Origin of the sequence: Bythopirellula sp., from assembly GCF_041737835.1 — a bacterium.
Taxonomy (GTDB): Bacteria; Planctomycetota; Planctomycetia; order Pirellulales; family Lacipirellulaceae; genus Bythopirellula.
Map to the genome: position 1 here is coordinate 15,063 of NZ_JBGSQY010000020.1, position 20,752 is coordinate 35,814.

Consider the following 20,752-nt stretch of genomic DNA (forward strand, 5'->3'; position numbering starts at 1 on the left):
ATGTTTGCCGTCAAATCGCAAGGCGCCGTCGAAGTGATCGTTCCCAACGTTCCTCTGAAAGGGGAATACGTGGGTGAACTCATGGAAACCGTACAACATTGCTTGCCCGATGGTTTGCCCATGCTGGTGTTGAATCTGCATGATGTGCCTCTCTTGGATAGCATCGGGCTCGAAGCGTTGCTCGATGTCCGCGATCTCGTGGCCCAACGCGGTGGGACGGTCAAATTGGCATCGCTCACCCCGCTGACAAACGACATCTTGCGTGTGAGTGGGCTGGCCCAACAATTTGAGGTCTTTGCTGATGAAAAGGCTGCCGTGAGGAGCTTCGTTCAATGAGCACGATCACGGTCGTCGACCAAAAGAAAGAACCGCTGCAAGATCTGACCGTACCGTTGGGATTGGACCCCAGCGATCGCCAGATCGACGTGCTGACCACGCGCGGTCCGCTGGGCCAGCGTCTGCTCAGTGCCGACTTGATTCGCGAGGAAGAACTCGAAGCCGCCCTCAAGAATCAAGTCGAGAAAGGCCAAAAGCTCGGCGAATCGTTGCTGGAACTTGGGTTTGCCAGTGAAGAGCAACTCCTTCCATTCGTCGAAACCCAAATCGGTGTGGTGGGCGTGCGACTCCGCGAAGGCATTCTCGATCCCGAGGCCGTGCAGATCATTCCGCGACCGGTCGCCGAACGCTTGGGCGTGCTGGCTTTGTTTCGCGTTCGCAATGAACTGGTGGTTGCCACCGACGACCCGACAAATCTCGACACAATCGATTGCGTCGAACGGCTTACAGGTTACGACGTTCGACCCGTCTTTGCGTTCCGCGCGTCCATCAGCCGCATTCTCCAGCGGGCTTATGAAGACGGGTTCCATGTCGACACGGTGACCGCCGACATGGACGAGTCGGCCGTCGAGTTGCAAGTCGATGCTTCGGAAATGGATGTGGCCTCGGTCCATAACTTGGTCGACGGCAGTCCGGTGATCAACCTGGTGAACTACCTCATCCTGCAAGCCATCCGCAAGCAGGCGAGCGATATTCACATCGAACCCAACCGCAAATTCGGCACGGTCCGTTTCCGTATCGACGGCCAATTGATCGAAATGTTGCGTCCCCGCCGTGATATTTTCCCGGCCATTGTTTCTCGTATCAAAGTGATGTCGAAACTTGATATCGCCGAGCAACGCACGCCGCAGGACGGCCGTTGTCAGGTCGTTGCCGATGGCAAGGAAGTCGACTTGCGCGTGTCGACTTTGCCCACGGTGCTCGGCGAAAAGATCGTGATTCGCGTGCTCGACAAACAGCGGCTTACGTTTAATTTGGACCGTTTGGGCATTCCGCCTAACACGCTTTCGATGGTCAAAGACCTGCTGAAAAAGCCTTACGGTTTGGTCCTGGTCACAGGTCCCACGGGTAGCGGAAAAACGACGACTCTGTATTCCGCGCTCGAACTGATTAAGTCGGTCCACCACAACATCGTCACTGTCGAAGACCCGGTCGAATATCAGATCGAATTGGTCAACCAGGTGCAGGTCGATTCGGGACGAAACGTGAGTTTTGCCACCGCACTTCGCTCGATTCTCCGCCAAGACCCCGACGTGATCATGGTCGGTGAAATCCGCGATGCCGAAACGGCCAAAGTTGCCGTCCAGGCGGCACTTACCGGCCACTTGGTGCTTAGCACGTTGCACACCAACGACAGCGTGAGTGCGATTACACGTATGACCGACATGGGAATCGAAAGCTACAAGCTCGCCGCTGCCCTGGTGGGTGTGATCGCCCAGCGGCTTGTGCGCACCATCTGCCCGCATTGTCAAACGTCTTACTTTCCGAGTGCTGAATATCTGGAAGCCTTGCACTATCACGGCGACAAGCGACGGAGCTTTTCTCGCGGCACCGGATGTCGTGAATGCTTCGACACGGGCTTTCAAGGCCGGATTGGTATCTACGAAGTACTACCGTCGAATGCCGAGTTGCGGAAGTTGATCGGTGAAGAGGCGTCCTTGGAAACCGTGCGGGAATGGTTCCGCAAAGAACAGCTTCCCGACTTGCTGCAATGCGGCTTGCAACTGGCAGAAAAAGAGAAAACCAGCCTCGAGGAAGTGGCCCGCGTGGCGTTCGTCGAATAACGCGGTCAGCGAAAAATTATGGCTACTTACAACACTCTCAATGCGAAACTTCCGATGCGACCGCTTGCCGCGAGTCAGCCGGAGAAGCGGTCCGCGCAGGACATGCTCGAGTTGACCGAATGGATGTCGCCCGCCGCGGCCACTGCCGGAAAGAAACGCACATCGGGCCGCGGCGTTCGACCGCAAGATATCGCGGAGTTTACATCGCAATTATCAATCATGGTCCGTTCCGGGATCGACGTGGCAACGGCGTTGAACTCGTTATCGTCGCAATGCCAACGACCCGCGTTGGCCGAAGTACTCAACAGCGTTCATCAATCGGTGATGGCCGGTACAACGCTATCGGAGTCTTTGCGCCGGCATGAAGCCGTGTTTGATGCCGCCTTTGTGGCCACCGTCGCCGCGGGCGAAGCGTCAGGTTCGCTGGCCGACGTGTTGATTCAGCTCGCTGAGATGCAAAGGTCGGAGCTGCGCAATCGCCGCACGATGCGCACGCTGTTGACCTATCCAATCTTGCTGTTTGTCGTGTCGTCGTCGGTGGTCTTGGGTTTGGTGATCTTTGTGTTGCCGCGGTTTTCCAAGATCTTCGAGCAATACGACATGACGCTCCCTATTGTGACGCAAATCCTCATAACCATTGCGTCGGAATTGCGCACTCATTGGTGGTTCTGGGGACCGCTGGTGGCCGGCAGCGTGCTGGGAGGCTTGGTTTGGCGCAAAACGACCGCGGGCCGACTGATGCTCGATTCCTTTTGGGTCCACGCAATAATCGTCCGCGACGTGACTCGTGCGAGACTGACGGGCCGTATTTGTCGGTTGCTGGGAATGATGCTCTCCAACGGCGTGCCAATTTTGGAAGGCGTGAGGCTCACGCGCAATGCGATTCACAATTCTTTGTATCGCGCGCTGCTGACCAAAGTGGAAGAAGCGGTCATCAATGGCCGTAACGTGGCCAGCGTATTGCAAACAACGGATATCATCCCTCGTTCCGCACGCGACATGCTCATGACCGCCGAAGCGACGGGGAATATCACCGAAGTGAGCCAACTATTGGGTGAATATTACGAAGATGAAGCCGAAGCACGCATGCGGCAGATCGTGGGATACATCGAACCCGCGCTGACGGTCGGCATGGGTGCGGTCATCGCCGTGGTGGTGTTGGCGGTAATGCTTCCCGTGTTCGATCTTTCGACCTTGGCACAAAAACACTAAAACCATGCTTCGCAGAACACAAAAAGGTTGGCTCGGCATCGACATTGGCAGTGCCAGTGTGAAGGTGGCCCAACTCGCGCGCAGTGATCGTGGTCTTGAGGTGGTCGCACGGACCATCGTGCCGCGCACCGCGCAACCAGGTGCCGAGGAAGAAAACGAGTCGGAACAACTCTGGTCGGCCAGTGGCGAAATCTCCGCTGCACTTGCATTGGGGGCCACCTATCGAGGCAGTCAAGCAGCCGTCGCCATGCCGATGGGACTTTGCGAAGTTCACCAGCTTGACACCCTTCCGGTTGATGAATCCGATGTCGACGTTGTGATTCGTCGAGCGATTGAAATCGCGACCCAACAATCGGCCGACCATCTGGAATACGATGTCTGGCCTGCCGAGAGTTCCGCCTCCCAGCGGTGGAATGTCCTCGCCGTGGCACGACCCTGGTCCGACCAGGTTTATCGCGACGTCGTTCGAAGCGGGTTAAGTTGCCACACGATTGATGGCCTGCCCCAAGCCTTGGCACGTGCCATCGGATTAACGGCCCAGGAAGAACCTTTGCCCCCGATCGCCGCACTCGATTTGGGCTTTGGCCAAGCAACATTCTGCGTCATCGCCGAAGGTCGCCCGGTCTATGTACGCAGTTTAAAAGACTGTGGATTGGAGCGCATACTCGCCGCCGTGACTGACGAATTGTGCGTGACGCACGAGGAAGCTCACCTTTTGTTGCGACAACACGATATCAGTCGACACGCGGGTGAAGGCGTCGATGAAGTCACAGCACTGCTGGCCGAGTTGACGACAGAACCCCTGCGTCGACTCGAACAAGAATTGTCTCGCACGATCTCACACATCAGCTTTCAGCGCAAAGCGATCGCTCCGCAGCGATTGGTACTTTTCGGTGGCGGGGCATTGCTGCGTGGCTTACCCCGACATTTGTCGCGGCGATTACGTTTGGAAACCCAAGTCTGGTCTTTGAACGGCGAACAGCTTGCCGCCAAAACAGATTGTCTGTTTGGCGTGGCTATAGCGATGTCGGCCCTAGCGTGGGAGAATTCATGAGATCATCTCTCAACTTAATGTCTCTCGCGACACGCCGGCAGGAATGCTTGCGCGCACGCTTACGCCAATGGCTCGCCATCCTAGGAGTAACTGCCGCGGGTTTGTGTTTGTTCGGCGCGGAACGCTACTGGGCTTACCACCACGCGGTCCACAAACAGTTGCGTATGGAAGCAAAATACGAACCAATAGCCGACCTTCAAAAGTCGAATAAATCGTTGACCCGCCAAATCGACGCGATTCGCAAAGAAGAACAGTTTGTCCTGGCTCTATCCAACCGCGAGCCGGTCGTGACCTTGTTAGGGGTGTTGGGCGAATCGATTGCCGACAGCGACAACCATGTGTTCCTGCAAAAAATCGAACTGAACAACGCTATCGAATCGAACTCGGCAGCGACTCAGCAATCCACCTTGGAACTGGCGGGAATCGCCAACAGCGGATCGGCCGTTAAGGACTTTACCGACACACTCCAAAGCTCGATTCCGTTTGGCAAGTTAGGTGTAACGTCGACAAAAGAGCAGCGGCTGAAACAACAGACGGTTCAGGATTTTTCCTTGCAGTGCACCTTTTAGTCACCGAGTGATCTCATGCGCAAAAAAAACGACAAACAGATCGCTACGCTGAATTGGTGCCTGCACGGCGTGGGGCTCGTGATCCTCATCGCTTGCGTGGGAACGTTCGTCAAGTTTGTGGTCTCGCCACTCGCCGCCAACCGCCAAGTGGCCCAGCAGCGGATCACCCAGCTCGAAGCGTTATTGGCGCGTGCTCCCAAGGTTCAGCGTGAACATCAAGCATTGAAAGCGTCCCTCGCCGAGTTAAGAGAATCCGTGGCCGAAACCCAGCAGCGTTTACCAAGCGAGATGCGCGAGCATGAGTTTCTCGATCAGGTTCGTAGCGCTGCCCAATCGACCGGCATCCAGCTGGGAGAATACCAATTGGGGACCGTGGAAGAGCTTGCCAGCTACTCCAAAGCGGAGCTGACGTTCGCCTGCGAAGGCAGCTTTGCCAGCATCTGCAAGTTTCTTGATCAAATTGACCATCTTGCCCGCATTACTGAGATTAGGAACCTGCAAATCCAGTCGACAGACAATTTCAACCGCTATCCGGTCCAAGTCACATTTGTCTTGTATTTTGGCGGCGCAACGCACGATAGAAACATGAGAGGGGATGTTCTATGACCGAGCGAAATTGGTTGGAGCGCAATGGTGCGACTCCCGCCAAGCTAGCAACCGTCGGTGTCCTCGCTGGGGTGTTGGGTCTCGTCTTGTGGAGCCAACTCGCCGGTGATGCGCCGATCGCAGCCAAGAAAACTCGTCAGACAACGGCCCCTCCGGCCAAAAGCGAGCCCAAGCCGGCGATGAAGCCTGTTTCCGTGGAAGCAGCGAAAGCCTTGCCGACTGGGCCTCGTACGTGGCCCAAGTTGAAGCTGGATGACATTGCGAAGACCGATCCGTTTGCGATGCCCATGTGGTATCTGATGGCGAAAGCCGACGAAACCGACGGGCAAGCGGGTTCGCTGGTTCGTTCCGCTCAGGTACTGGAGGAATTGAAGAAACAACAGACGAAGATCGTGGTTATCACCAACGATGAACGGGTCGCCACGATTGGCGATCAAAGCTTCCGCGTGGGCGACACGATCGAAGGATTCGAAATTAGCGAGATCACCAGAAATGGCATCGTGCTGACGGAAACGGCTCGCTAACACTTTTCTGCATTGCTTATCTGAGAATGGCTTTTCGGGGGAAACAACGTGGTAAATACCTCGGGCGCTGGACATTTGGTCTAGCTGCTTGGGTGGTTATGTCACCACTGCTTTTATTCTCTGCCTGGGGACAGCAATATAGTTCGGTGACGGTTCCCAAGCCGGATCCTGAGTACATGGTTCCCCCGCCGGTGGTTTATCCGGAGCAGGTCGTTGTGGAGAACCTCCCCAAACAGCCCGCCGCAGCGCAATCAGCTCCTAATGCCTTGTCGCCAGAAAACATCAACGCTTTGCGCGAAGCATTGTCAGTGCCTGCACCACAGACATCGACTCAGCAAACCGAAGCGTTGCCGATCCCGCCGGGTCAGTCAGCTGCCCAAGCTCCGCCTGCGGCCACTGCCGTGCCTCAGCAACCTTCCGAGTTGAACCCCGTTAATACCAACCCAGCAGATCCGTTCGCACCGAAGCAGCACTTCTTGCCGCTGGGACAACCGGTCGACAAAGACATCGTCGTGAAAGACGACAATGGAATGATATCACTGATGGTTCGCGATGCGCCGCTTCGTCAGGTCTTGTCGCTGGTGGCCGAAACTCAGAAACTCAATATCGTCTTTGCTTCGGATGCTACGGTCGCCGTTTCGGCGTCGTTTGATAAAGTTCCCTGGCAGCAGGCGATTGAAGCCTTGCTCTCGATTTCAGGCCACACCTGGACGATGAGCGAGGGCATCATCTTCGTCACCAGTGTTGAAAACGCGGATTTCGTCTCACCGGAAGCCGGTGGGCGATCCGTCGAGGTGTTTGAACTCGATTTTGCATCGGCCGTCGATGTCGACCAAACCGTCAAAGGGCTGCTCTCGCCCGCGGGGAATAGCTGGGTTCTGGAAAGCAGCACCGAAGATAATCGCCGCACTCGCGAAGTGGTGGCGGTCGTCGACTATCCGGCGAATTTAGCGCGGATTAGCGATTACATTTGCCAAGTGGACCAACCCCCCCGGCAAGTGCTCATTGAAGCCAATATCCTGCAAGTCGAACTCAGCGACGACTGCAAAAACGGCATTAACTTTAACAACCTGGTCAGCTTCAGTGGCAACACAATCGACTTCCGCACGGTCGGATACGCCAATCAGAATGCTTCGTCGGCGTTCTTTATGGAAGTCAACGGCGGCGCGCTCGATGGGTTGGTGGAACTCCTGAAAACGACCGTCGATGCCAAGTCATTGGCCAGTCCGAAGATTCTCGTCGTCAGCGGACAGCAATCGCACATTCAAGTTGGTTCGCAATTGGGTTTCCGCGTCACGACCACCACACAGACGGGAACTTTCGAAAGCATCCAGTTCTTGGACGTCGGCGTAATTTTAACGGTCACGCCGCGAATTACCCGCGACGGCCGTGTGCTGATGCGAGTGAAGCCCAAGGTTTCCAAAGGCCAAGTCGATCCCACCACGGGATTGCCGTCGGAAGATACCACGGAAGTCGAAACCGACCTCCTGCTCAACAACGGCCAAGGCATGGTCATCGGTGGTTTGATTCAGGAATCCGATATCAACACCCAAAACAAGATTCCTTGGTTTGGCGATCTGCCCTATGTCGGCGTGCTTTTTCAAAAACGGAACGTCGTGAAAGAGCGGGCCGAAATCGTGGTTACGCTCATACCGCGTGTCATGCCCTATTCACCGATGATTGACCAGCGCGAGCATGGGGAATTCATGCGGACGCAAGAACGTCTGACGGAAGGTCCTTTGGTTCGCGTGCCACGGCCCTACGAAGCCCGTTTGTACGACACGTTTACCAATCCCCGCCGGCCGATTGCGAATCTGGCCGCCATACATCGTGCCAAGGTTGATGGAACTTACGCCATGCCCATGGAAACGATACCGATGGAAGGCATGCCAATGGAGATGGACGGCATGATCGAATTTCCGCCCGTAGATGAGAATATGGAACTCGAGATGCTCCCCGAAGTTGAAGGGGAATCGATGATCGAGTTTCCCATCGAGCAATCATCGTATTCCGCACCGATTCAAACCCGTTAATAGAGTTTTGCTCCCCAAGGAGTTAGCCATGGCCAATCGCTTGAATGTCCCCGAGGATCTCGCCCAACTCATCGAAAAACGCGAGCAAGAAGATCGCCGCAAGAAGAAGGATAAGACCGAGACACGCACCGAGTCTGCCAGCCGACGGATGGAAGTTCCCAAAGAGCGCCGCAGCAGCAAAGGCCGCCGCAAAGAAGACCGTTCCTAGTTGTCTCGATAATTTCAAAATATAGTTGATAGCCGCGACGTGTCGCGAAGCGACGCGGAGCGCGTGACCGAACACACTAATCCTTCCCCAGCAAATCCAACGCAGCCGCCGTCAACACGTTGGTTCCCGTCGTGATCGTCGATTCGATGTGGGGATAAAACTTAGCCGAATGCAGCGACGGAATTTCTCCTGCCTCCTGATACGATTTCAATCGTTCCGGTTCCAAGGTTCCGACCGAAATCATGACGATTGGCACGCCTTCGCCACCGATGCGGCCAAAATCTTCCCCGCCCATCGTGGGTTCTGATTCGATGACATTGTCTTTGCCCAGGGAAGTGCTCAGCACGTCTTGTAGTCGCGCCACCAATTCGGGATCGTTGTAGAGCGCCGGCGTCCCCTCCGAAAATTCCACCGTCGGCTCGGACGCGTCCGCACTTGCCGCCGCGGCCTCGGCTTTGCGTTTGATGGCTGAGAGCACCTGCTCGCGAGATTTCTCGCCATAGCTCCGCACCGTCAATTGCAGCTGGCAATCGTCGGGGATGATGTTGTGCTTCGTCCCCCCTTGAATCGCGCCCACGGTGACCACGACCGGATCCGTGGGCTTCGTTTCACGGCTGGCAATCGTTTGCAAATCAACGATCAACTTCGCGGCGATCACAATCGGATCGCAAGTCATGTGCGGGAACGCCCCATGTCCGCCCCGCCCGTGGATTGTGATATCCACGCTGTCGACATTGGCAAAAACAAAACCGCCGCGCAAGAAAACTTGACCGACTGGCTTATCAGCCGCCACGTGCAGCGCAAGCGCAAAGTCGGGACGGCCAAACTTGGTCAGCAATCCATCGGCAATCATCGCCTTGGCCCCCGCGCCAAGTTCCTCGGCCGGTTGAAACATAGCGATCAACGTGCCTTGCCACTCATCGCGGTGGTGGGCCAAATAATCGAGCGCAGCCGTGAGCATCGTCATATGCATGTCGTGCCCACAGGCGTGCATCACCCCCACGGTCTCGCCGCGTGAGGTGGTGGTGCGAACCTCCGAGGCATATGGCAAGCCGGTTTCCTCGACCACCGGCAGCGCATCCAAATCCGACCGCAACAACAGCGTCGGCCCAGCCCCATTCTTCAACACCCCCACCACGCCGTAGCCGCCAATCCGCTCGGTGACATCAAAGCCTAATTCGCGCAGCTGTGCCGCCATCTTTCTTGAGGTTTCCTTTTCCTCAAACGAAAGCTCGGGCGCGGCGTGCAACTCGCGATACATGGTCGAGTAGCGCGGAAGATTCTCGCGCAAGAATTCGGCGACCGATTCACGCTCCTGAGCGTGCGAGTTGGCAGCGGCGAAGATTAAACAGAGCATCAGAAATGAGCGAGGAGTGAGCATGAACTCAGTGTAGGTTCGTGACCGAAGAGTTCAAGCCACATAGAGCCTATCTGAAATCCCCCTCCCGGTACTCCGGGAGGGGCTAGGGGAGGGCCTCTTGTTTAGGCTTTTAGCACGGAGCACACGCAATTCATTACTTTATCACTTTTGATGTTGCGGGTGCCGCCAGGGCCGGTGCTGCTTTGGCCGAAGCCGTCGCCAGGGCTTTTCTGTCTAAGAACCTTCTAATCGGAATGTCATAGTAGGCGGCACCATCTGTCTGTCGCCGCCGGTCGACCGTCAGGGTGAGGATCCGAACCATGGCGATGTTGAAAAATTCTCTGGGTATCTGCACTTCCCCAGCGGCCTTGCCATCCTTGGTCGGTTGCAACTTAATCCGCGACTTCACGAGATACGATTGGCCGCCCATCGGGTCCGGCCTGCTGAAAGCAACCACCGTGGCCGAATAAATGGGCTTCAATCTTCCCGCGTCAGCAAGTGTGAATCGCACGTTCAGCTTGCCTTCATCGACGGCGGTCACCTCCAAATCGTACTTCAACCCCCATTCATCGTTCGACGGAGGAAGCATATTAAAAACCGCGCAACAGCGTCCGGGCATCAGGCCAACTGTCGCGACAACCAACAAACCCATCACCAACCATGACAATCGCATGCTCATTTCATCTTCACCTTGAAATATCTAAAAGCTCGTTAGTCGACACGAGCGTCGGATGCTCGAATAGTGTGCATTAACCGGACAATTGAAGCTGCCCGTGTGAATTCGGGCAAGATCAACTTCTGCAGTTAAAAGGGGGCTGGAGCTATTGTTTAAACTGACGACTCATTGTCTTTCGCAACACCACAACATTGCCGGAACTTCGTAGAACTCGTTCTGGCCTACTTTTGGGAATTCACGATTTGCCCCAGCAACACAGAACCCCACGCTATCGCGTTTGGGCTTTCATTAAAGCGGGCGATTCCCCAGACAAATCACCCCCTCTTGTGCATCTCTTCGAGAAAGGCTGGAATGTCGACTGTGTACGGAAAGCACTTCTCTGAGAGAAAGGAACATTCTGCAATGTCTTACGCGAAAACGTTTCTGATTGCTCTCTCGTCGATCTGGGCGATTCCTTTCGCTGCGGCCGGCTGGGCTGTGGCCGACACCGAGTTGGCTCCACCCGTTCGACTCGAAGATTCTGAAGGGGTTATCGACACCGGGCCGGCCTGGGGACACAGCAGCCCGGCCATCGAAGACCTCGATGGCGATGGTCTGGCGGACCTTGTGCTCGGTGACTACGGCGGTAAGTTCCGCGTTTATAAAAATGTCGGTTCCAAGTCAGAACCCGCCTTTGAAAAGCAAGACCAACTGCAAGCAAGTGACGCACCGGCCGAGGTGAGGATCTACTGCTGCATCGGCGGGCAGCCGCGATTCGTCGATTTTGATAACGATGGCGTGCGAGATTTCATCAGCAACTCGTATGACCCGGGACATTGCTACTACTTCCGCGGGCTCGGTGACGGCAAGTTTGAGAAGCCCGTCGAGATCGTGGACAAAAACGACGTTCCAGTGCGAAGTTCGCCCGAGCAGAAGCAGAACTTCCAATCCTTCGGCAGCTTTTACATGCCGGTGGATTGGGATGACGATGGCGACAGCGATCTCTTGATCGGTTGCTTTAGTGGCGACTTGAAGTTGCGGATCAACGAAGGCGATGCGGAGAATTATTCCTTTGCCGGCGAGAACGTGGTGGTGAATGCGGGGGACGAGCCATTGAAGGTGTCGGCCCACTGCTGCCCCGTGGTGGCCGACTGGGATGGCGACGGCTTGTGGGACCTGGTGGTGGGATCGGGCGATGGAAGCGTCAACTGGTATCGCAACGGAGGCAACAAGGGCGAGCCGAGGTTTGAGAAAGGGATCGAACTGGTCGCGAAGCACGATGGATCGGGTTACAACCTGCTCCGCTGGAATGTCAATGAATTGCCGCCTGGGATTCGATCGCAGGTCGAGGTCAATGATTTCAACAACGACGGCAAGCCCGACCTGTTAGTGGGCGACTTCTCGACGGCGTATGCCCCTCGGCCTGATTTGACCCAGGAAGAGAAGGACGAGTTCACGACAACCATCGAGGAAGCCGCAAACAGAACCAGCGGCTACGTGGAAAAGATGAACAAGCTCCGTGAAGATTTCTCCAAGCGTTATCCAGGCGACGAAGTCTACAGCGACGAGGCCACCGAGGCCTGGCAGACGGAGTATCAGGCTCTGAGGGAGAGTCCCGAGGCCAAGGAGTTAGAAGCCACCGATGCGAAGTTTGTCGATAAAGTGCGGCCCTTTTTGGCCGAAACGCATGGCGACGGCAACGAGTCGCACGATCTGGCGATACCACATGGATTTGTGTGGGTGTACCTGCGGAAATGAACGTCATGTGGAAATGCGTACTACTTTGTGGTGTTGTCGTGACGATCGTCGGCTGCGATGCGAAGATCGAGACATCTGTTCAACCCTCACAGCCAGCGAAGTCCACAGTCAAACCCATCGAGCAGCGCGCGAACGGCACACAAGTTTCCGTGACCTTGCGACTATCGGAAGCTGTCGTGCGGCCTGGCGACAAATTTGAAGTCGCAGTCGAGATGAAAATCGCACCGATGTGGGAGATTCATCCGCTCGCTGCGCTGCCTGCCGAAACGGCCACGAAACTTAATTTGATCACGCCAGAAGGGATTCGCGCGGAGAGTGAATGGATCGAACCGAAGACGGCCCGTTCCATGGGTGCGAGCGGGCAGCCTGTTCACATGGGCAAGGCTGTGTTCAAGCGATCTCTGGCTGTCGATTCCATGGCCGTGGGCGAACACGAGATCATTTGCAAAGTTGGCTACCAAGTGTGCAACGAACAGCAATGCTTGAAGCCGGAGACGTTGACACTCAGCGTGCCGTTGATGGTTCGTGAGTAACCGGGGATTTGAAGACTACCAGGGGTGTCGTCGCTAAGGCTCCTCAACCGCCTGGCTAATAGCTGCAATGCCTCCGGCATTAAAGACTATTTCTTATCAGCAGGGTAGCACCGACACTTTGTCCGTAAAACGCGCTCCATAGGTGTTGATGATGCCGGACACGTGTCGGTGTGCGCAGCACAAGAGGTTTTCGACACGAATCACTTCTTGTCGCAAGCGACACTGATACTTGTCCTGCACAGCCTGTCGGTAATCAATACGTCTTCAGGACGAAGTATCAGTGCTACCCCACTCGCTGATTCGATTCGTGTGATTCGTGGTTGCCTTTCCTCCGTGCTCTCTGTGATCTCTGTGGCTCAAACATCTTCCGCGTGGCCAAATATTGCCAAGATTTGGCCGCACCAATTGGTTAAAATACACGTTCGCCACTAAGGCCCGTGCTCTTTGACAATTGAAACCGCAGAGTGAGATTTTGGAACGCGCTCAACGTACGTTTTGACCAAAAGTCGGCTCGTTTTGTCACGTGCGAATGTCGCAAGGGCTTGAACGACCAGCACTTGCAACATCACCAAGTGACAAAACCCAAGACTTTCGGCGCGAAAGTTGGGACCCCAGCGTAGGCGAGAAAATTCAGGTTTGCGTGCTCAGGGGGCCGCAAACCAAGCAAAGCTCGCAAACCTCGCAAAGCTGAGGCGGCATGCCCGCTGATTAGAAACCGCGCCGGCTTTACGCTTCTTCGGTGATGACGACTTTTTCCATTTTGTCGCCCTGCTCGATCGCGTCGACCACTTTTTGGCAATCGTCGAGCACGCGGCCAAACACCGAATGCTTGCCATCCAGCCAAGGCGTGGGGACGTGCGTGATGAAGAATTGCGAACCGTTGGTGTTGGGGCCCGCGTTGGCCATCGACAAAATGCCGGGCTTGTCGTGCTTGAGGTCTTTGTGGAATTCGTCGGCGAACGTGTAGCCAGGTCCGCCCGTGCCGGTTCCCTTGGGGCAGCCGGTTTGAACCATGAAGTCTTCGATCACGCGATGGAACTTCAGGCCGTCGTAATATCCGTCCTTGGTGAGTTTCTCGAAATTGGCAACCGTCTTGGGGACCTTGTCTTCAAAAAGTTCGAGACGGATATCACCCTTGTTGGTTGTGATTGTGGCCACCTTCATCGAAAAACTCCCTCAAGCTGGTGCGGATTGACATCGGATAAAACACCAGAATGCCACTGAGCGGCCAATTTCGCAACCCCCGGCCAGGATTTCCGGCAATCACGTGCGGAACGTATGGCCCATGGCCACCGCGATGGGCACAAACACCATCAGTGGCACCCAAGCGGCCAGCGTGGGTCGCAGGAGACTCAAGCCCCCCAGCGATTGGCAAGCGAGACTCACCATCGAAAACGACAAGGCCGCGGCCAAGCAAATGCCAATCGACAAGAAGACATTCCGATGACGACGCGAGAACATCAGCGGCAGCCCGAGCATCAGCATGGTCGCGTCCATAAAGGGCTGCATGATCCGCGAGTGAATCGCCACGCGCAGATCGGCGCCAGGTTCGGTGCTGGGCTGATTGAGCTCGTCGACCAATTCGGTAATTGCTGCCAGTCGGCGGTAGGAAGAACCGTTTGCCAAGAGTTCAAATCGGAGTTGCGAAACAACGAACGCTTGCTTGGGATTGAGCCAGGGGGCTTCCTTGCTCGTGATGATGATTTCTCGGTCACCTTGCTTGAGGGATTTCAATTTATCGATGTTCGAGGGGATCGAAACATTATGAAGCAGATAGCCGGCGGCGTGGTCCTCGTTGGCATCCATGTAATAAGCACTCTCGGCCACGAGCTGCTTGCCGTATTTGGACAGCAGGTTGGGCAAGACGAAGGTTGGCTTAACAACCCGTTTCTCGACCGCAACGGTCTTCTCGCCGCCAATCAAAATATCTGTTTGCCCGTCGTAGCGTGCTTCGAGGTCGCGGTATTGTGTGCCGCCCAAGTTCTTGGTGTCGCGCGTGATTTGATCACGAACTTGGGGGATCACGAATTCACGATTCAACGCGGCAAGAACGCTCAACGTAATCGCCGCGAGGATGATGGGTTTCACGATACGAAACTTCGAGATCCCAGCCGCCATCATAGCCGTCATTTCTTGATGACGCTGGAGCCAAGTGACCGTGAACATCGCCGCGACCATCGCCAACATGCCGCTGGTTCGCTCGAACAGGTCAAACGATTGATAGGCGTAGAACTCCGCCATGACGTTCACCAAGCTGCCATTTTCGTCTGCGTAGGAGGTGAAACTGTCGAGATGCTGAAAGGCATCGATCACGACGTACAGCCCGGCGAGGCTCAAAAAACAGATCACGAAGATCTGCACAAAATGCCTGAGCATATAGCGGTCGAGAATGGTCATGGGCGAACGCGAGGACTAAGCAGGGGCGAGCAGTTTTCAGGCGGCGAAGATTAGCTGCCCAATTTGCTAGCGTCAAGAGAATCAGGTGGCCATAATTGATGGCACTGCTATCGCCAACTTTGCGAGGGGCTATGCGAACTTGGGCCGCACAAATTTGGAAAACCGCGCGCAGCCATGCGCTCGATCTCTTGTTTTCAGGTCAATGCTTCGCGTGTCGGGCTGCGCTTCCTGAGGACCACGAAGGGCAACCCCTGTGCGAGGATTGCTTGGCTGAGATTCCGCCGGTCGATTGGCCCGTCTGCCGACGTTGTGCCGCCGAAGTGCCACCGTATCCTGGGGATGTTCCCAGTTGTTTCCGTTGTGAATCTCACAAATTACGGTTCGATGCCACATTTAGTCTGGGCCACTACGAAGGTTTGCTCCGCGAAATGATCCTACGGATGAAAACCGACCGACACGAACAACTCGCCCAGATTTTCACGAATCTCATCTGTGAAAGATACGGCGATGAACTCCGGAGTCTAAATCTCGACGCGGTTGTGCCGGTTCCGATGACCCTCGTGAATCGCTTGAAACAGAAGACCAACCCCCAGGGAGCGCTTGCCGCTGGCATCAGCCGTGAACTCGGCATTCCTCTGTTCCGCCGTTTGCTGCAACGGAGCATGAGTCTCTCACCGCAACGCGGCCTCTCGGCGGCTGGGCGATTCCGCAATGTTCATGGCGGCTACCGGCTTCGCAAGGGATACAAAATTGACTCGCCCCATGTGCTACTGGTCGACGATGTCATGACCACCGGAGCCACTTGCAGCGAGATTGCCCGCATTCTTAAACGCAACGGCGTGGCACGGGTGACGGTGCTGGTTGTCGCGCGGACACCGAACAATTGACACAGGCGGACGCCGGACAATTCACGCAGTCCGCAAAGTTTAGCGTGGCTTGTCAGTTGGCTAGGGATATCGACAATGGAGGTTCATGGAAGCCAACCCCAACTTGCCTGAAAAAAAACGTAGCGCGCTCGATCCTTTTCGGCGCGCCGTGATGAGCGGTTTGGGTGTATTGCTACCTCCGCTGCTCACGATCGTGATCATTCTGTGGGTTGCCAACACGGTGAACGTCTACCTGTTGGAGCCAATGGTCTCCACCACCCGGCAAGTCCTCGTGCGGCACTTTCGTGGTGACATTCGCCCCGAGAATGCCGTTTCTCCAGAACTGATTCGTGACGGCACCGATTCCACGGCGCTGCGTCCTTATCAACGAATGGCCGATGATCAGGTCGTCCCCGCCGAGTTTTATGACTATTTGGAAGAGAATCAGGTTCAACCGATGCCCCAACGGGCTGAGGAACTGATTCGCACGTATGTGGAATTCCGCTTCCTTTCGCCACATGTCGTGGTCCCCACATTTTTATGCGTCTTCATTCTCGTTCTGTATTTACTCGGAAAGTTTTTGGCAGCAGGGATTGGGCGGTTTTTCTGGTTGCAGATCGAGAAGGTCATCGACCGCCTACCACTTGTGCGGAACGTCTATTCGTCGGTGAAGCAAGTCACTGATTTCATGTTTAGTGACCAGAATCTTGAATACACCCGCGTCGTTGCGGTTGAGTATCCCCGTCAGGGTATTTGGGCACTCGCCTTCGTGACGGGCGAAAGCTTGGAAGATATTCGCACGGCCGCGGGTGAGCCGGTGGTGTCGCTTTTGATTCCTACCTCACCCATGCCGTTTACCGGTTTCACGGTGACGATGAAGAAAAGCGAAGTGCTCGATCTCAACATCACGCTCGATCAGGCGTTTCAATTCCTGGTGAGTTGCGGCGTGGTCGCGCCGCGTCAACTTGTGCTGGAAGCTCAGGCCAAAAAAGAACTCCCGTGACCGCTCATCATCTACGTATCGCCACTCGTGGGAGTCAGCTGGCCCTTTGGCAAGCCAATTGGGTTGCCGACCGTTTGCGTGAATTGGGCGCGACCGTGGAACTGGTCGAAGTGGTCACCGCGGGGGACCGAGATCAACGCGATCCCGTGCTGGAGATGAACCAGCAAGGTGTCTTCACCAAAGAAATTCAAGCAGCGGTTCTCAACGGCGATGCCGATCTGGCGGTGCACAGCCTCAAAGATTTGCCCACGGCCACTGCCGAAGGGTTATTACTCGCGGCTGTCCCCGCGCGGGAAGTATGTTTCGACGTGCTGATTACTCGCCAAGCATCTTCGCTGGCCGATCTTCCCAGTGGCGCGAAAGTTGGCACCGGCAGTTTACGCCGGCAGGCCCAGTTGCAGGCTTTGCGCGATGATCTGCAAATCATCGGCATCCGCGGCAATGTCGATACCCGTCTGCGAAAGCTGGCCAGCGGCGATTACGATGCGATCATCCTAGCAGCCGCCGGATTGAAACGGCTCGAACTGACGGCCAACATTGTTGAAGAACTCTCACCACCGCGGATGCTCCCCGCGCCGGGGCAGGGTGCGCTGGGGATCGAATGCCATCGCGAGGCTCAGGAAGTACTCAAGCTCGTCAGTCAACTCGAACATCCCCCGACTCGTGCTGCGGTCGATGCCGAGCGGTTGATGTTGGCGCTCTTGCATGCCGGCTGCTCCGCCCCCGTGGGAGCGTGGGGCCGAACCGAACAAGGCGAGCTGAAACTCGACGGCCTGGTCGCAAGCCTCGATGGCAAGCATGTCTTGCGAGCCTCCGCCAGCGGACCATCTTCCACGGCCATGCAAATTGGCCGGCAGGTTGCCGAAGCGTTGTTGGCCCAAGGTGCTCAAGAAATCATCGAGCAAGCCCGGAGCGTCTGACTTCAGCGCGTGGGCATGCCCCCCTCAGCTTTGCCTGGTTTGCGAGCTTTGCTTGGTTTGCAGCCCCCCACAGCACGCAAACCTCAATTTTTCGCCTGCGCTGGGGTCCCAACTTTGGTGACGAAACTCCTGGGTTTTGTCACTTGGCGACGTTGCAAGTGCTGAACGTTCAAGTCCTTGCGACATTCGCACGTGACAAAACGAGCCGACTTTTGGTCAAAACGCACGAAGAGCGCGTTCCAAAACTACGTTCGTGGGTTTCAGTTTTCAAAGAGCATGCCTACTCAAGGGCGAACTCCATTATTGCGATTGCGAGGCGCTTTGCCACAACAATTTTTGGCCGGGGTGAAATGTTAAACCACAGAGGCCACAGAGAGCACGGAGGAAGAGCAACCACGAATCACACGAATCGAATCGGCGAGTGGGGTAGCACTGATACTTCGTCCTGAAAACGCGGTGACTACCGGCAGGCTGTGTAGGACAAGTATCAGTGTCGCCTGCGACAAGAGGTAATACGTGTCGAAAACCTCTTGTGCTGCGCACACCGACACGAATCCGGTCGAGTTTTCACGTCGTCGGTCCGATTTGCGGATGTCGTGTCGGTGCTACCCCACTAGTTGCAAGATTACCGTGCCAGAGGATACAGTGTCGAGTGATTGCACTTCAGGAACCCGATACCATGGCACTAAAGAAAGTTGGTTTTTTCTTCGAGTTCTCAGCCGATGCTCACCGTTCTCAACTGGAATCGCTCATGCGTACAGTTCCGCACTCTCGTGAACAAGATATCGTTGCATACCTGTCAGCCGGTAAGAATTTCGGTGTTGTTCCGCTAACACAGTTTGACAATCAAATAGATCCACCGAAATCATTGGGTGAAATCGTGCTCGTCTCAGATGGTGAATGGATTTGGCCGACATCATTAACGTATTTTGTTCAAACGTATCACATTGATTTGCCTGAGCAGTTCGTCGAGCACATGTCGAGTCACAACTGGAGAATGTCTGAGCAAATTGAAGTGGAAGCTCAACTGATCGAGGGGCATGTAGAACTATGACTTGGAAAAGTTGCATTTGGCCGCAATCCATCATCCGCGGCTAACGCCTTGCGGCTCAGAAAACTTAACCCCCCACACCGGCACATCCTGCGCGATAGCAGCAATTCTTGCCGTCTCCAATCTTTGAATCGGCAATCTCCGCCGCTAGCAGTCTCCCGCGTGTTCGATGCACAGTTCACAATTCCTCGGCAATTCTTGAGTAAAACTCGTTTGGTGGATTTCGGCACACGGGGTGCATAGTGAAATCGCCGGACGCAGGGGGGCGTACCTGCAATCCATACTGCCATGATGTACGGCCTGTACATGTCAGCCGAAGGGGCTAATGCTCAAGCGAAGCGGCTCGAGTTCGTTGCCAATAATTTGGCGAACGTCGAGACGCCCGGCTTCAAGCGCGACATCCCCACTTTTCAAGCCCGCTTTGCCGAAGCGATTCAACAAGGCAAGGCCGTGCCCGGCGACCAATCCATCAACGACGTCGGCGGCGGCGTGAAGCTGATCGACGTGAACGTCGACTTCTCGCGTTCCACGTTTGAGAAGACCGACGTTCCTACCGACTTTGCCATCAACGGCGACGGCTTCTTCCGCGTGGCCGATGCCAACGGCAAAGAATACCTCACCCGTGCCGGCAACTTCGAGCTCGACTCGGTCGGCCACATGCTGACCGAAGGGGGCCAATTCGCGGTTCTCGACAACAACGGCAAACCGATCACGCTCAACCCCATCATGCCTTGGACGTTGGGCACGGGTGGCAACCTCGAACAAGGGGGCGCGCTGATCCCGATGGGGCTCGCCAAACCGGAATCGCTCGGCGATTTGGTCAAAGTCGGCAACAACGCCTTCCGTGCCTTGGGTCCGACGACGGTGATTCCCACGCCCCAACGCGACATTCACCAAGGGATGCTCGAAAAGTCGGGCGTGAGCACAATTCGCGAGATGAACGCAATGATCGAAACCTCGCGTGCGTTTGAAGCGAACACAAATCTTATCCAACATCAAGACAGCATGGTCGGCTCGCTGATTAGCAAAGTGCTGACCGCTTAATTCACTGAAATCGTTAGGACATGAGCCATGAGCGTTCAAACCCTTTATACCGCCGCGACGGGCATGCAAGCCCTCGAAACCAAGCTCGACGTGATCGCCAATAATATGGCGAACGTGAATACCACGGCATTCAAACGCGACCGGGCGAACTTCGAAGATTTGTTCTACCGCCAATATCGTCTGCCTGGTGCGATGGATGCCGACGGCAACCGCACGGCGACCGGCATTGAAGTCGGTCTTGGTACTCGGGTTTCCAGCACGCAAACCAACTATGAACAAGGGGCCTTCGAGGTCACCAACAAACCGTTGGACGTGGCCATCGAAGGTCAAGGATTTTTTAAGGTCAACACGCAAAACGGCAACTACTATACCCGGTCGGGTAACTTCAATCTCAACGACGTTGGCCAAATCGTGATGGGATCGGCCACACAAGGTTGGGTACTCGATCCGGAAATCGTGATTCCCCAAGAAGCCACGGGCATTGTGATTTCCACCAACGGGGAAGTGAGCTACAGCGTCGCCGACCAGAACCAACTCATTCCCGCGGGCCAGATGTTGCTGACAACGTTCATCAATCCTGATGGCCTCAAGAAGATGGGTGACAATCTTTATCAAGAAACCGATGCCTCGGGCGTGCCGTTTGAAGGAACGCCGGGCGACTTGGGTTTTGGTACGGTTCGCCAAGGTTCGTTGGAAGCCAGCAACGTCGAACCCGTGCAGGAACTGATCGACTTGATCACCACGCAGCGGGCCTTTGAATTGAACTCGCAGGTCGTGCAAGCCGGTGACCAGATTATGCAAATCGCCGCGAATCTCCGTCGTTTCTCTTAATGAACTCG

Annotated in this window: 21 protein-coding genes; 17 read left to right on the forward strand and 4 right to left on the reverse strand. The window is 55.6% G+C overall.

From position 1 onward, the window contains the following. From AC6T8Q_RS04425 to AC6T8Q_RS04465, 9 genes are all read left to right on the forward strand, one after another. Positions 1-336 carry an STAS domain-containing protein gene (locus AC6T8Q_RS04425; RefSeq protein WP_496919328.1) on the forward strand — a complete coding sequence of 112 codons (336 nt, stop codon included), beginning with the start codon at positions 1-3 and terminating at the stop codon, positions 334-336. Continuing rightward, positions 333-2,120 carry a GspE/PulE family protein gene (locus AC6T8Q_RS04430; protein WP_500677928.1) on the forward strand — a complete coding sequence of 596 codons (1,788 nt, stop codon included), beginning with the start codon at positions 333-335 and terminating at the stop codon, positions 2,118-2,120. The genes AC6T8Q_RS04425 and AC6T8Q_RS04430 overlap by 4 nt, the downstream gene beginning before the upstream one ends. A gap of 18 nt (positions 2,121-2,138) precedes the next feature. Next, the gene (locus AC6T8Q_RS04435; RefSeq protein ID WP_500677929.1) at positions 2,139-3,332 is read left to right on the forward strand and encodes a type II secretion system F family protein; all 1,194 of its coding nucleotides are present in this window, start codon (positions 2,139-2,141) and stop codon (positions 3,330-3,332) included. 4 nt (positions 3,333-3,336) lie between these two features. Then, positions 3,337-4,386 (forward strand): pilus assembly protein PilM, encoded by a 1,050-nt coding sequence (pilM, locus tag AC6T8Q_RS04440; RefSeq protein WP_500677930.1) that lies wholly within the window; start codon positions 3,337-3,339, stop codon positions 4,384-4,386. Continuing rightward, positions 4,383-4,955, forward strand: a complete 573-nt coding sequence (locus AC6T8Q_RS04445) for a PilN domain-containing protein (protein ID WP_500677931.1) — start codon at positions 4,383-4,385, stop codon at positions 4,953-4,955. Before pilM ends, AC6T8Q_RS04445 begins: the two co-directional genes overlap by 4 nt. A gap of 15 nt (positions 4,956-4,970) precedes the next feature. Beyond that, on the forward strand, positions 4,971-5,561 hold the full coding sequence (locus AC6T8Q_RS04450; protein WP_500677932.1) for a type IV pilus inner membrane component PilO: 591 nt from the start codon (positions 4,971-4,973) through the stop codon (positions 5,559-5,561). Further along, on the forward strand, positions 5,558-6,085 hold the full coding sequence (locus AC6T8Q_RS04455; RefSeq protein ID WP_500677933.1) for a hypothetical protein: 528 nt from the start codon (positions 5,558-5,560) through the stop codon (positions 6,083-6,085). The genes AC6T8Q_RS04450 and AC6T8Q_RS04455 overlap by 4 nt, the downstream gene beginning before the upstream one ends. A gap of 98 nt (positions 6,086-6,183) precedes the next feature. Beyond that, positions 6,184-8,118, forward strand: coding sequence for a type II secretion system protein GspD (locus tag AC6T8Q_RS04460; protein WP_500677934.1), 1,935 nt, complete (start codon positions 6,184-6,186; stop codon positions 8,116-8,118). A gap of 28 nt (positions 8,119-8,146) precedes the next feature. Next, positions 8,147-8,326, forward strand: coding sequence for a hypothetical protein (locus AC6T8Q_RS04465; protein ID WP_500677935.1), 180 nt, complete (start codon positions 8,147-8,149; stop codon positions 8,324-8,326). A gap of 76 nt (positions 8,327-8,402) precedes the next feature. Here the strand turns inward: AC6T8Q_RS04465 and AC6T8Q_RS04470 are convergent, their stop codons facing one another. After that, positions 8,403-9,707 (reverse strand): amidohydrolase, encoded by a 1,305-nt coding sequence (locus AC6T8Q_RS04470; RefSeq protein WP_500677936.1) that lies wholly within the window; start codon positions 9,705-9,707, stop codon positions 8,403-8,405. A gap of 133 nt (positions 9,708-9,840) precedes the next feature. After that, positions 9,841-10,365 carry a hypothetical protein gene (locus AC6T8Q_RS04475; protein WP_500677937.1) on the reverse strand — a complete coding sequence of 175 codons (525 nt, stop codon included), beginning with the start codon at positions 10,363-10,365 and terminating at the stop codon, positions 9,841-9,843. A 399-nt stretch (positions 10,366-10,764) separates the two neighbouring features. Between AC6T8Q_RS04475 and AC6T8Q_RS04480 the strand changes: the two genes are divergently transcribed. Then, a complete protein-coding gene (locus AC6T8Q_RS04480) occupies positions 10,765-12,099 on the forward strand; it encodes an FG-GAP repeat domain-containing protein (protein WP_500677938.1) in 1,335 nt (444 codons plus the stop codon). A 5-nt stretch (positions 12,100-12,104) separates the two neighbouring features. After that, on the forward strand, positions 12,105-12,632 hold the full coding sequence (locus tag AC6T8Q_RS04485) for a hypothetical protein (RefSeq protein WP_500677939.1): 528 nt from the start codon (positions 12,105-12,107) through the stop codon (positions 12,630-12,632). A gap of 726 nt (positions 12,633-13,358) precedes the next feature. Here the strand turns inward: AC6T8Q_RS04485 and AC6T8Q_RS04490 are convergent. Beyond that, the gene (locus AC6T8Q_RS04490) at positions 13,359-13,796 is read right to left on the reverse strand and encodes a peptidylprolyl isomerase (protein WP_496919250.1); all 438 of its coding nucleotides are present in this window, start codon (positions 13,794-13,796) and stop codon (positions 13,359-13,361) included. Positions 13,797-13,895: 99 nt separating this feature from the next. Next, positions 13,896-15,029, reverse strand: a complete 1,134-nt coding sequence (locus AC6T8Q_RS04495) for an LptF/LptG family permease (protein WP_500677940.1) — start codon at positions 15,027-15,029, stop codon at positions 13,896-13,898. Positions 15,030-15,127: 98 nt separating this feature from the next. Between AC6T8Q_RS04495 and AC6T8Q_RS04500 the strand changes: the two genes are divergently transcribed. The 6 genes from AC6T8Q_RS04500 (at position 15,128) to flgG (ending at position 20,744) form a co-directional block, all read left to right on the forward strand. Beyond that, a complete protein-coding gene (locus AC6T8Q_RS04500; RefSeq protein WP_500677941.1) occupies positions 15,128-15,916 on the forward strand; it encodes a ComF family protein in 789 nt (262 codons plus the stop codon). An 85-nt stretch (positions 15,917-16,001) separates the two neighbouring features. Further along, the gene (locus tag AC6T8Q_RS04505) at positions 16,002-16,898 is read left to right on the forward strand and encodes a DUF502 domain-containing protein (protein WP_500677942.1); all 897 of its coding nucleotides are present in this window, start codon (positions 16,002-16,004) and stop codon (positions 16,896-16,898) included. Then, positions 16,895-17,818, forward strand: a complete 924-nt coding sequence (gene hemC, locus AC6T8Q_RS04510) for a hydroxymethylbilane synthase (protein ID WP_500677943.1) — start codon at positions 16,895-16,897, stop codon at positions 17,816-17,818. The genes AC6T8Q_RS04505 and hemC overlap by 4 nt, the downstream gene beginning before the upstream one ends. Before the next feature lie 679 nt (positions 17,819-18,497). Then, complete coding sequence (locus AC6T8Q_RS04515) at positions 18,498-18,872, forward strand: hypothetical protein (RefSeq protein ID WP_500677944.1); 375 nt, start codon at positions 18,498-18,500, stop codon at positions 18,870-18,872. A gap of 285 nt (positions 18,873-19,157) precedes the next feature. Continuing rightward, positions 19,158-19,913 (forward strand): flagellar hook-basal body protein, encoded by a 756-nt coding sequence (locus AC6T8Q_RS04520; RefSeq protein WP_500677945.1) that lies wholly within the window; start codon positions 19,158-19,160, stop codon positions 19,911-19,913. Positions 19,914-19,940: 27 nt separating this feature from the next. Further along, positions 19,941-20,744, forward strand: a complete 804-nt coding sequence (flgG, locus tag AC6T8Q_RS04525; RefSeq protein WP_496919246.1) for a flagellar basal-body rod protein FlgG — start codon at positions 19,941-19,943, stop codon at positions 20,742-20,744. Positions 20,745-20,752: the final 8 nt, after the last annotated feature.

What these genes read in the sequence shown, in the direction of transcription:
- AC6T8Q_RS04425 (WP_496919328.1), top strand. Translation starts at nt 1, where the DNA reads ATGTTTGCCGTCAAATCGCAAGGCGCCGTCGAAGTGATCGTTCCCAAC.
- AC6T8Q_RS04430 (WP_500677928.1), top strand. Translation starts at nt 333, where the DNA reads ATGAGCACGATCACGGTCGTCGACCAAAAGAAAGAACCGCTGCAAGAT.
- AC6T8Q_RS04435 (WP_500677929.1), top strand. Translation starts at nt 2,139, where the DNA reads ATGGCTACTTACAACACTCTCAATGCGAAACTTCCGATGCGACCGCTT.
- pilM (WP_500677930.1), top strand. Translation starts at nt 3,337, where the DNA reads ATGCTTCGCAGAACACAAAAAGGTTGGCTCGGCATCGACATTGGCAGT.
- AC6T8Q_RS04445 (WP_500677931.1), top strand. Translation starts at nt 4,383, where the DNA reads ATGAGATCATCTCTCAACTTAATGTCTCTCGCGACACGCCGGCAGGAA.
- AC6T8Q_RS04450 (WP_500677932.1), top strand. Translation starts at nt 4,971, where the DNA reads ATGCGCAAAAAAAACGACAAACAGATCGCTACGCTGAATTGGTGCCTG.
- AC6T8Q_RS04455 (WP_500677933.1), top strand. Translation starts at nt 5,558, where the DNA reads ATGACCGAGCGAAATTGGTTGGAGCGCAATGGTGCGACTCCCGCCAAG.
- AC6T8Q_RS04460 (WP_500677934.1), top strand. Translation starts at nt 6,184, where the DNA reads ATGTCACCACTGCTTTTATTCTCTGCCTGGGGACAGCAATATAGTTCG.
- AC6T8Q_RS04465 (WP_500677935.1), top strand. Translation starts at nt 8,147, where the DNA reads ATGGCCAATCGCTTGAATGTCCCCGAGGATCTCGCCCAACTCATCGAA.
- AC6T8Q_RS04470 (WP_500677936.1), bottom strand. Translation starts at nt 9,707, where the DNA reads ATGCTCACTCCTCGCTCATTTCTGATGCTCTGTTTAATCTTCGCCGCT.
- AC6T8Q_RS04475 (WP_500677937.1), bottom strand. Translation starts at nt 10,365, where the DNA reads ATGAGCATGCGATTGTCATGGTTGGTGATGGGTTTGTTGGTTGTCGCG.
- AC6T8Q_RS04480 (WP_500677938.1), top strand. Translation starts at nt 10,765, where the DNA reads ATGTCTTACGCGAAAACGTTTCTGATTGCTCTCTCGTCGATCTGGGCG.
- AC6T8Q_RS04485 (WP_500677939.1), top strand. Translation starts at nt 12,105, where the DNA reads ATGTGGAAATGCGTACTACTTTGTGGTGTTGTCGTGACGATCGTCGGC.
- AC6T8Q_RS04490 (WP_496919250.1), bottom strand. Translation starts at nt 13,796, where the DNA reads ATGAAGGTGGCCACAATCACAACCAACAAGGGTGATATCCGTCTCGAA.
- AC6T8Q_RS04495 (WP_500677940.1), bottom strand. Translation starts at nt 15,029, where the DNA reads ATGACCATTCTCGACCGCTATATGCTCAGGCATTTTGTGCAGATCTTC.
- AC6T8Q_RS04500 (WP_500677941.1), top strand. Translation starts at nt 15,128, where the DNA reads ATGGCACTGCTATCGCCAACTTTGCGAGGGGCTATGCGAACTTGGGCC.
- AC6T8Q_RS04505 (WP_500677942.1), top strand. Translation starts at nt 16,002, where the DNA reads ATGGAAGCCAACCCCAACTTGCCTGAAAAAAAACGTAGCGCGCTCGAT.
- AC6T8Q_RS04515 (WP_500677944.1), top strand. Translation starts at nt 18,498, where the DNA reads ATGGCACTAAAGAAAGTTGGTTTTTTCTTCGAGTTCTCAGCCGATGCT.
- AC6T8Q_RS04520 (WP_500677945.1), top strand. Translation starts at nt 19,158, where the DNA reads ATGATGTACGGCCTGTACATGTCAGCCGAAGGGGCTAATGCTCAAGCG.
- flgG (WP_496919246.1), top strand. Translation starts at nt 19,941, where the DNA reads ATGAGCGTTCAAACCCTTTATACCGCCGCGACGGGCATGCAAGCCCTC.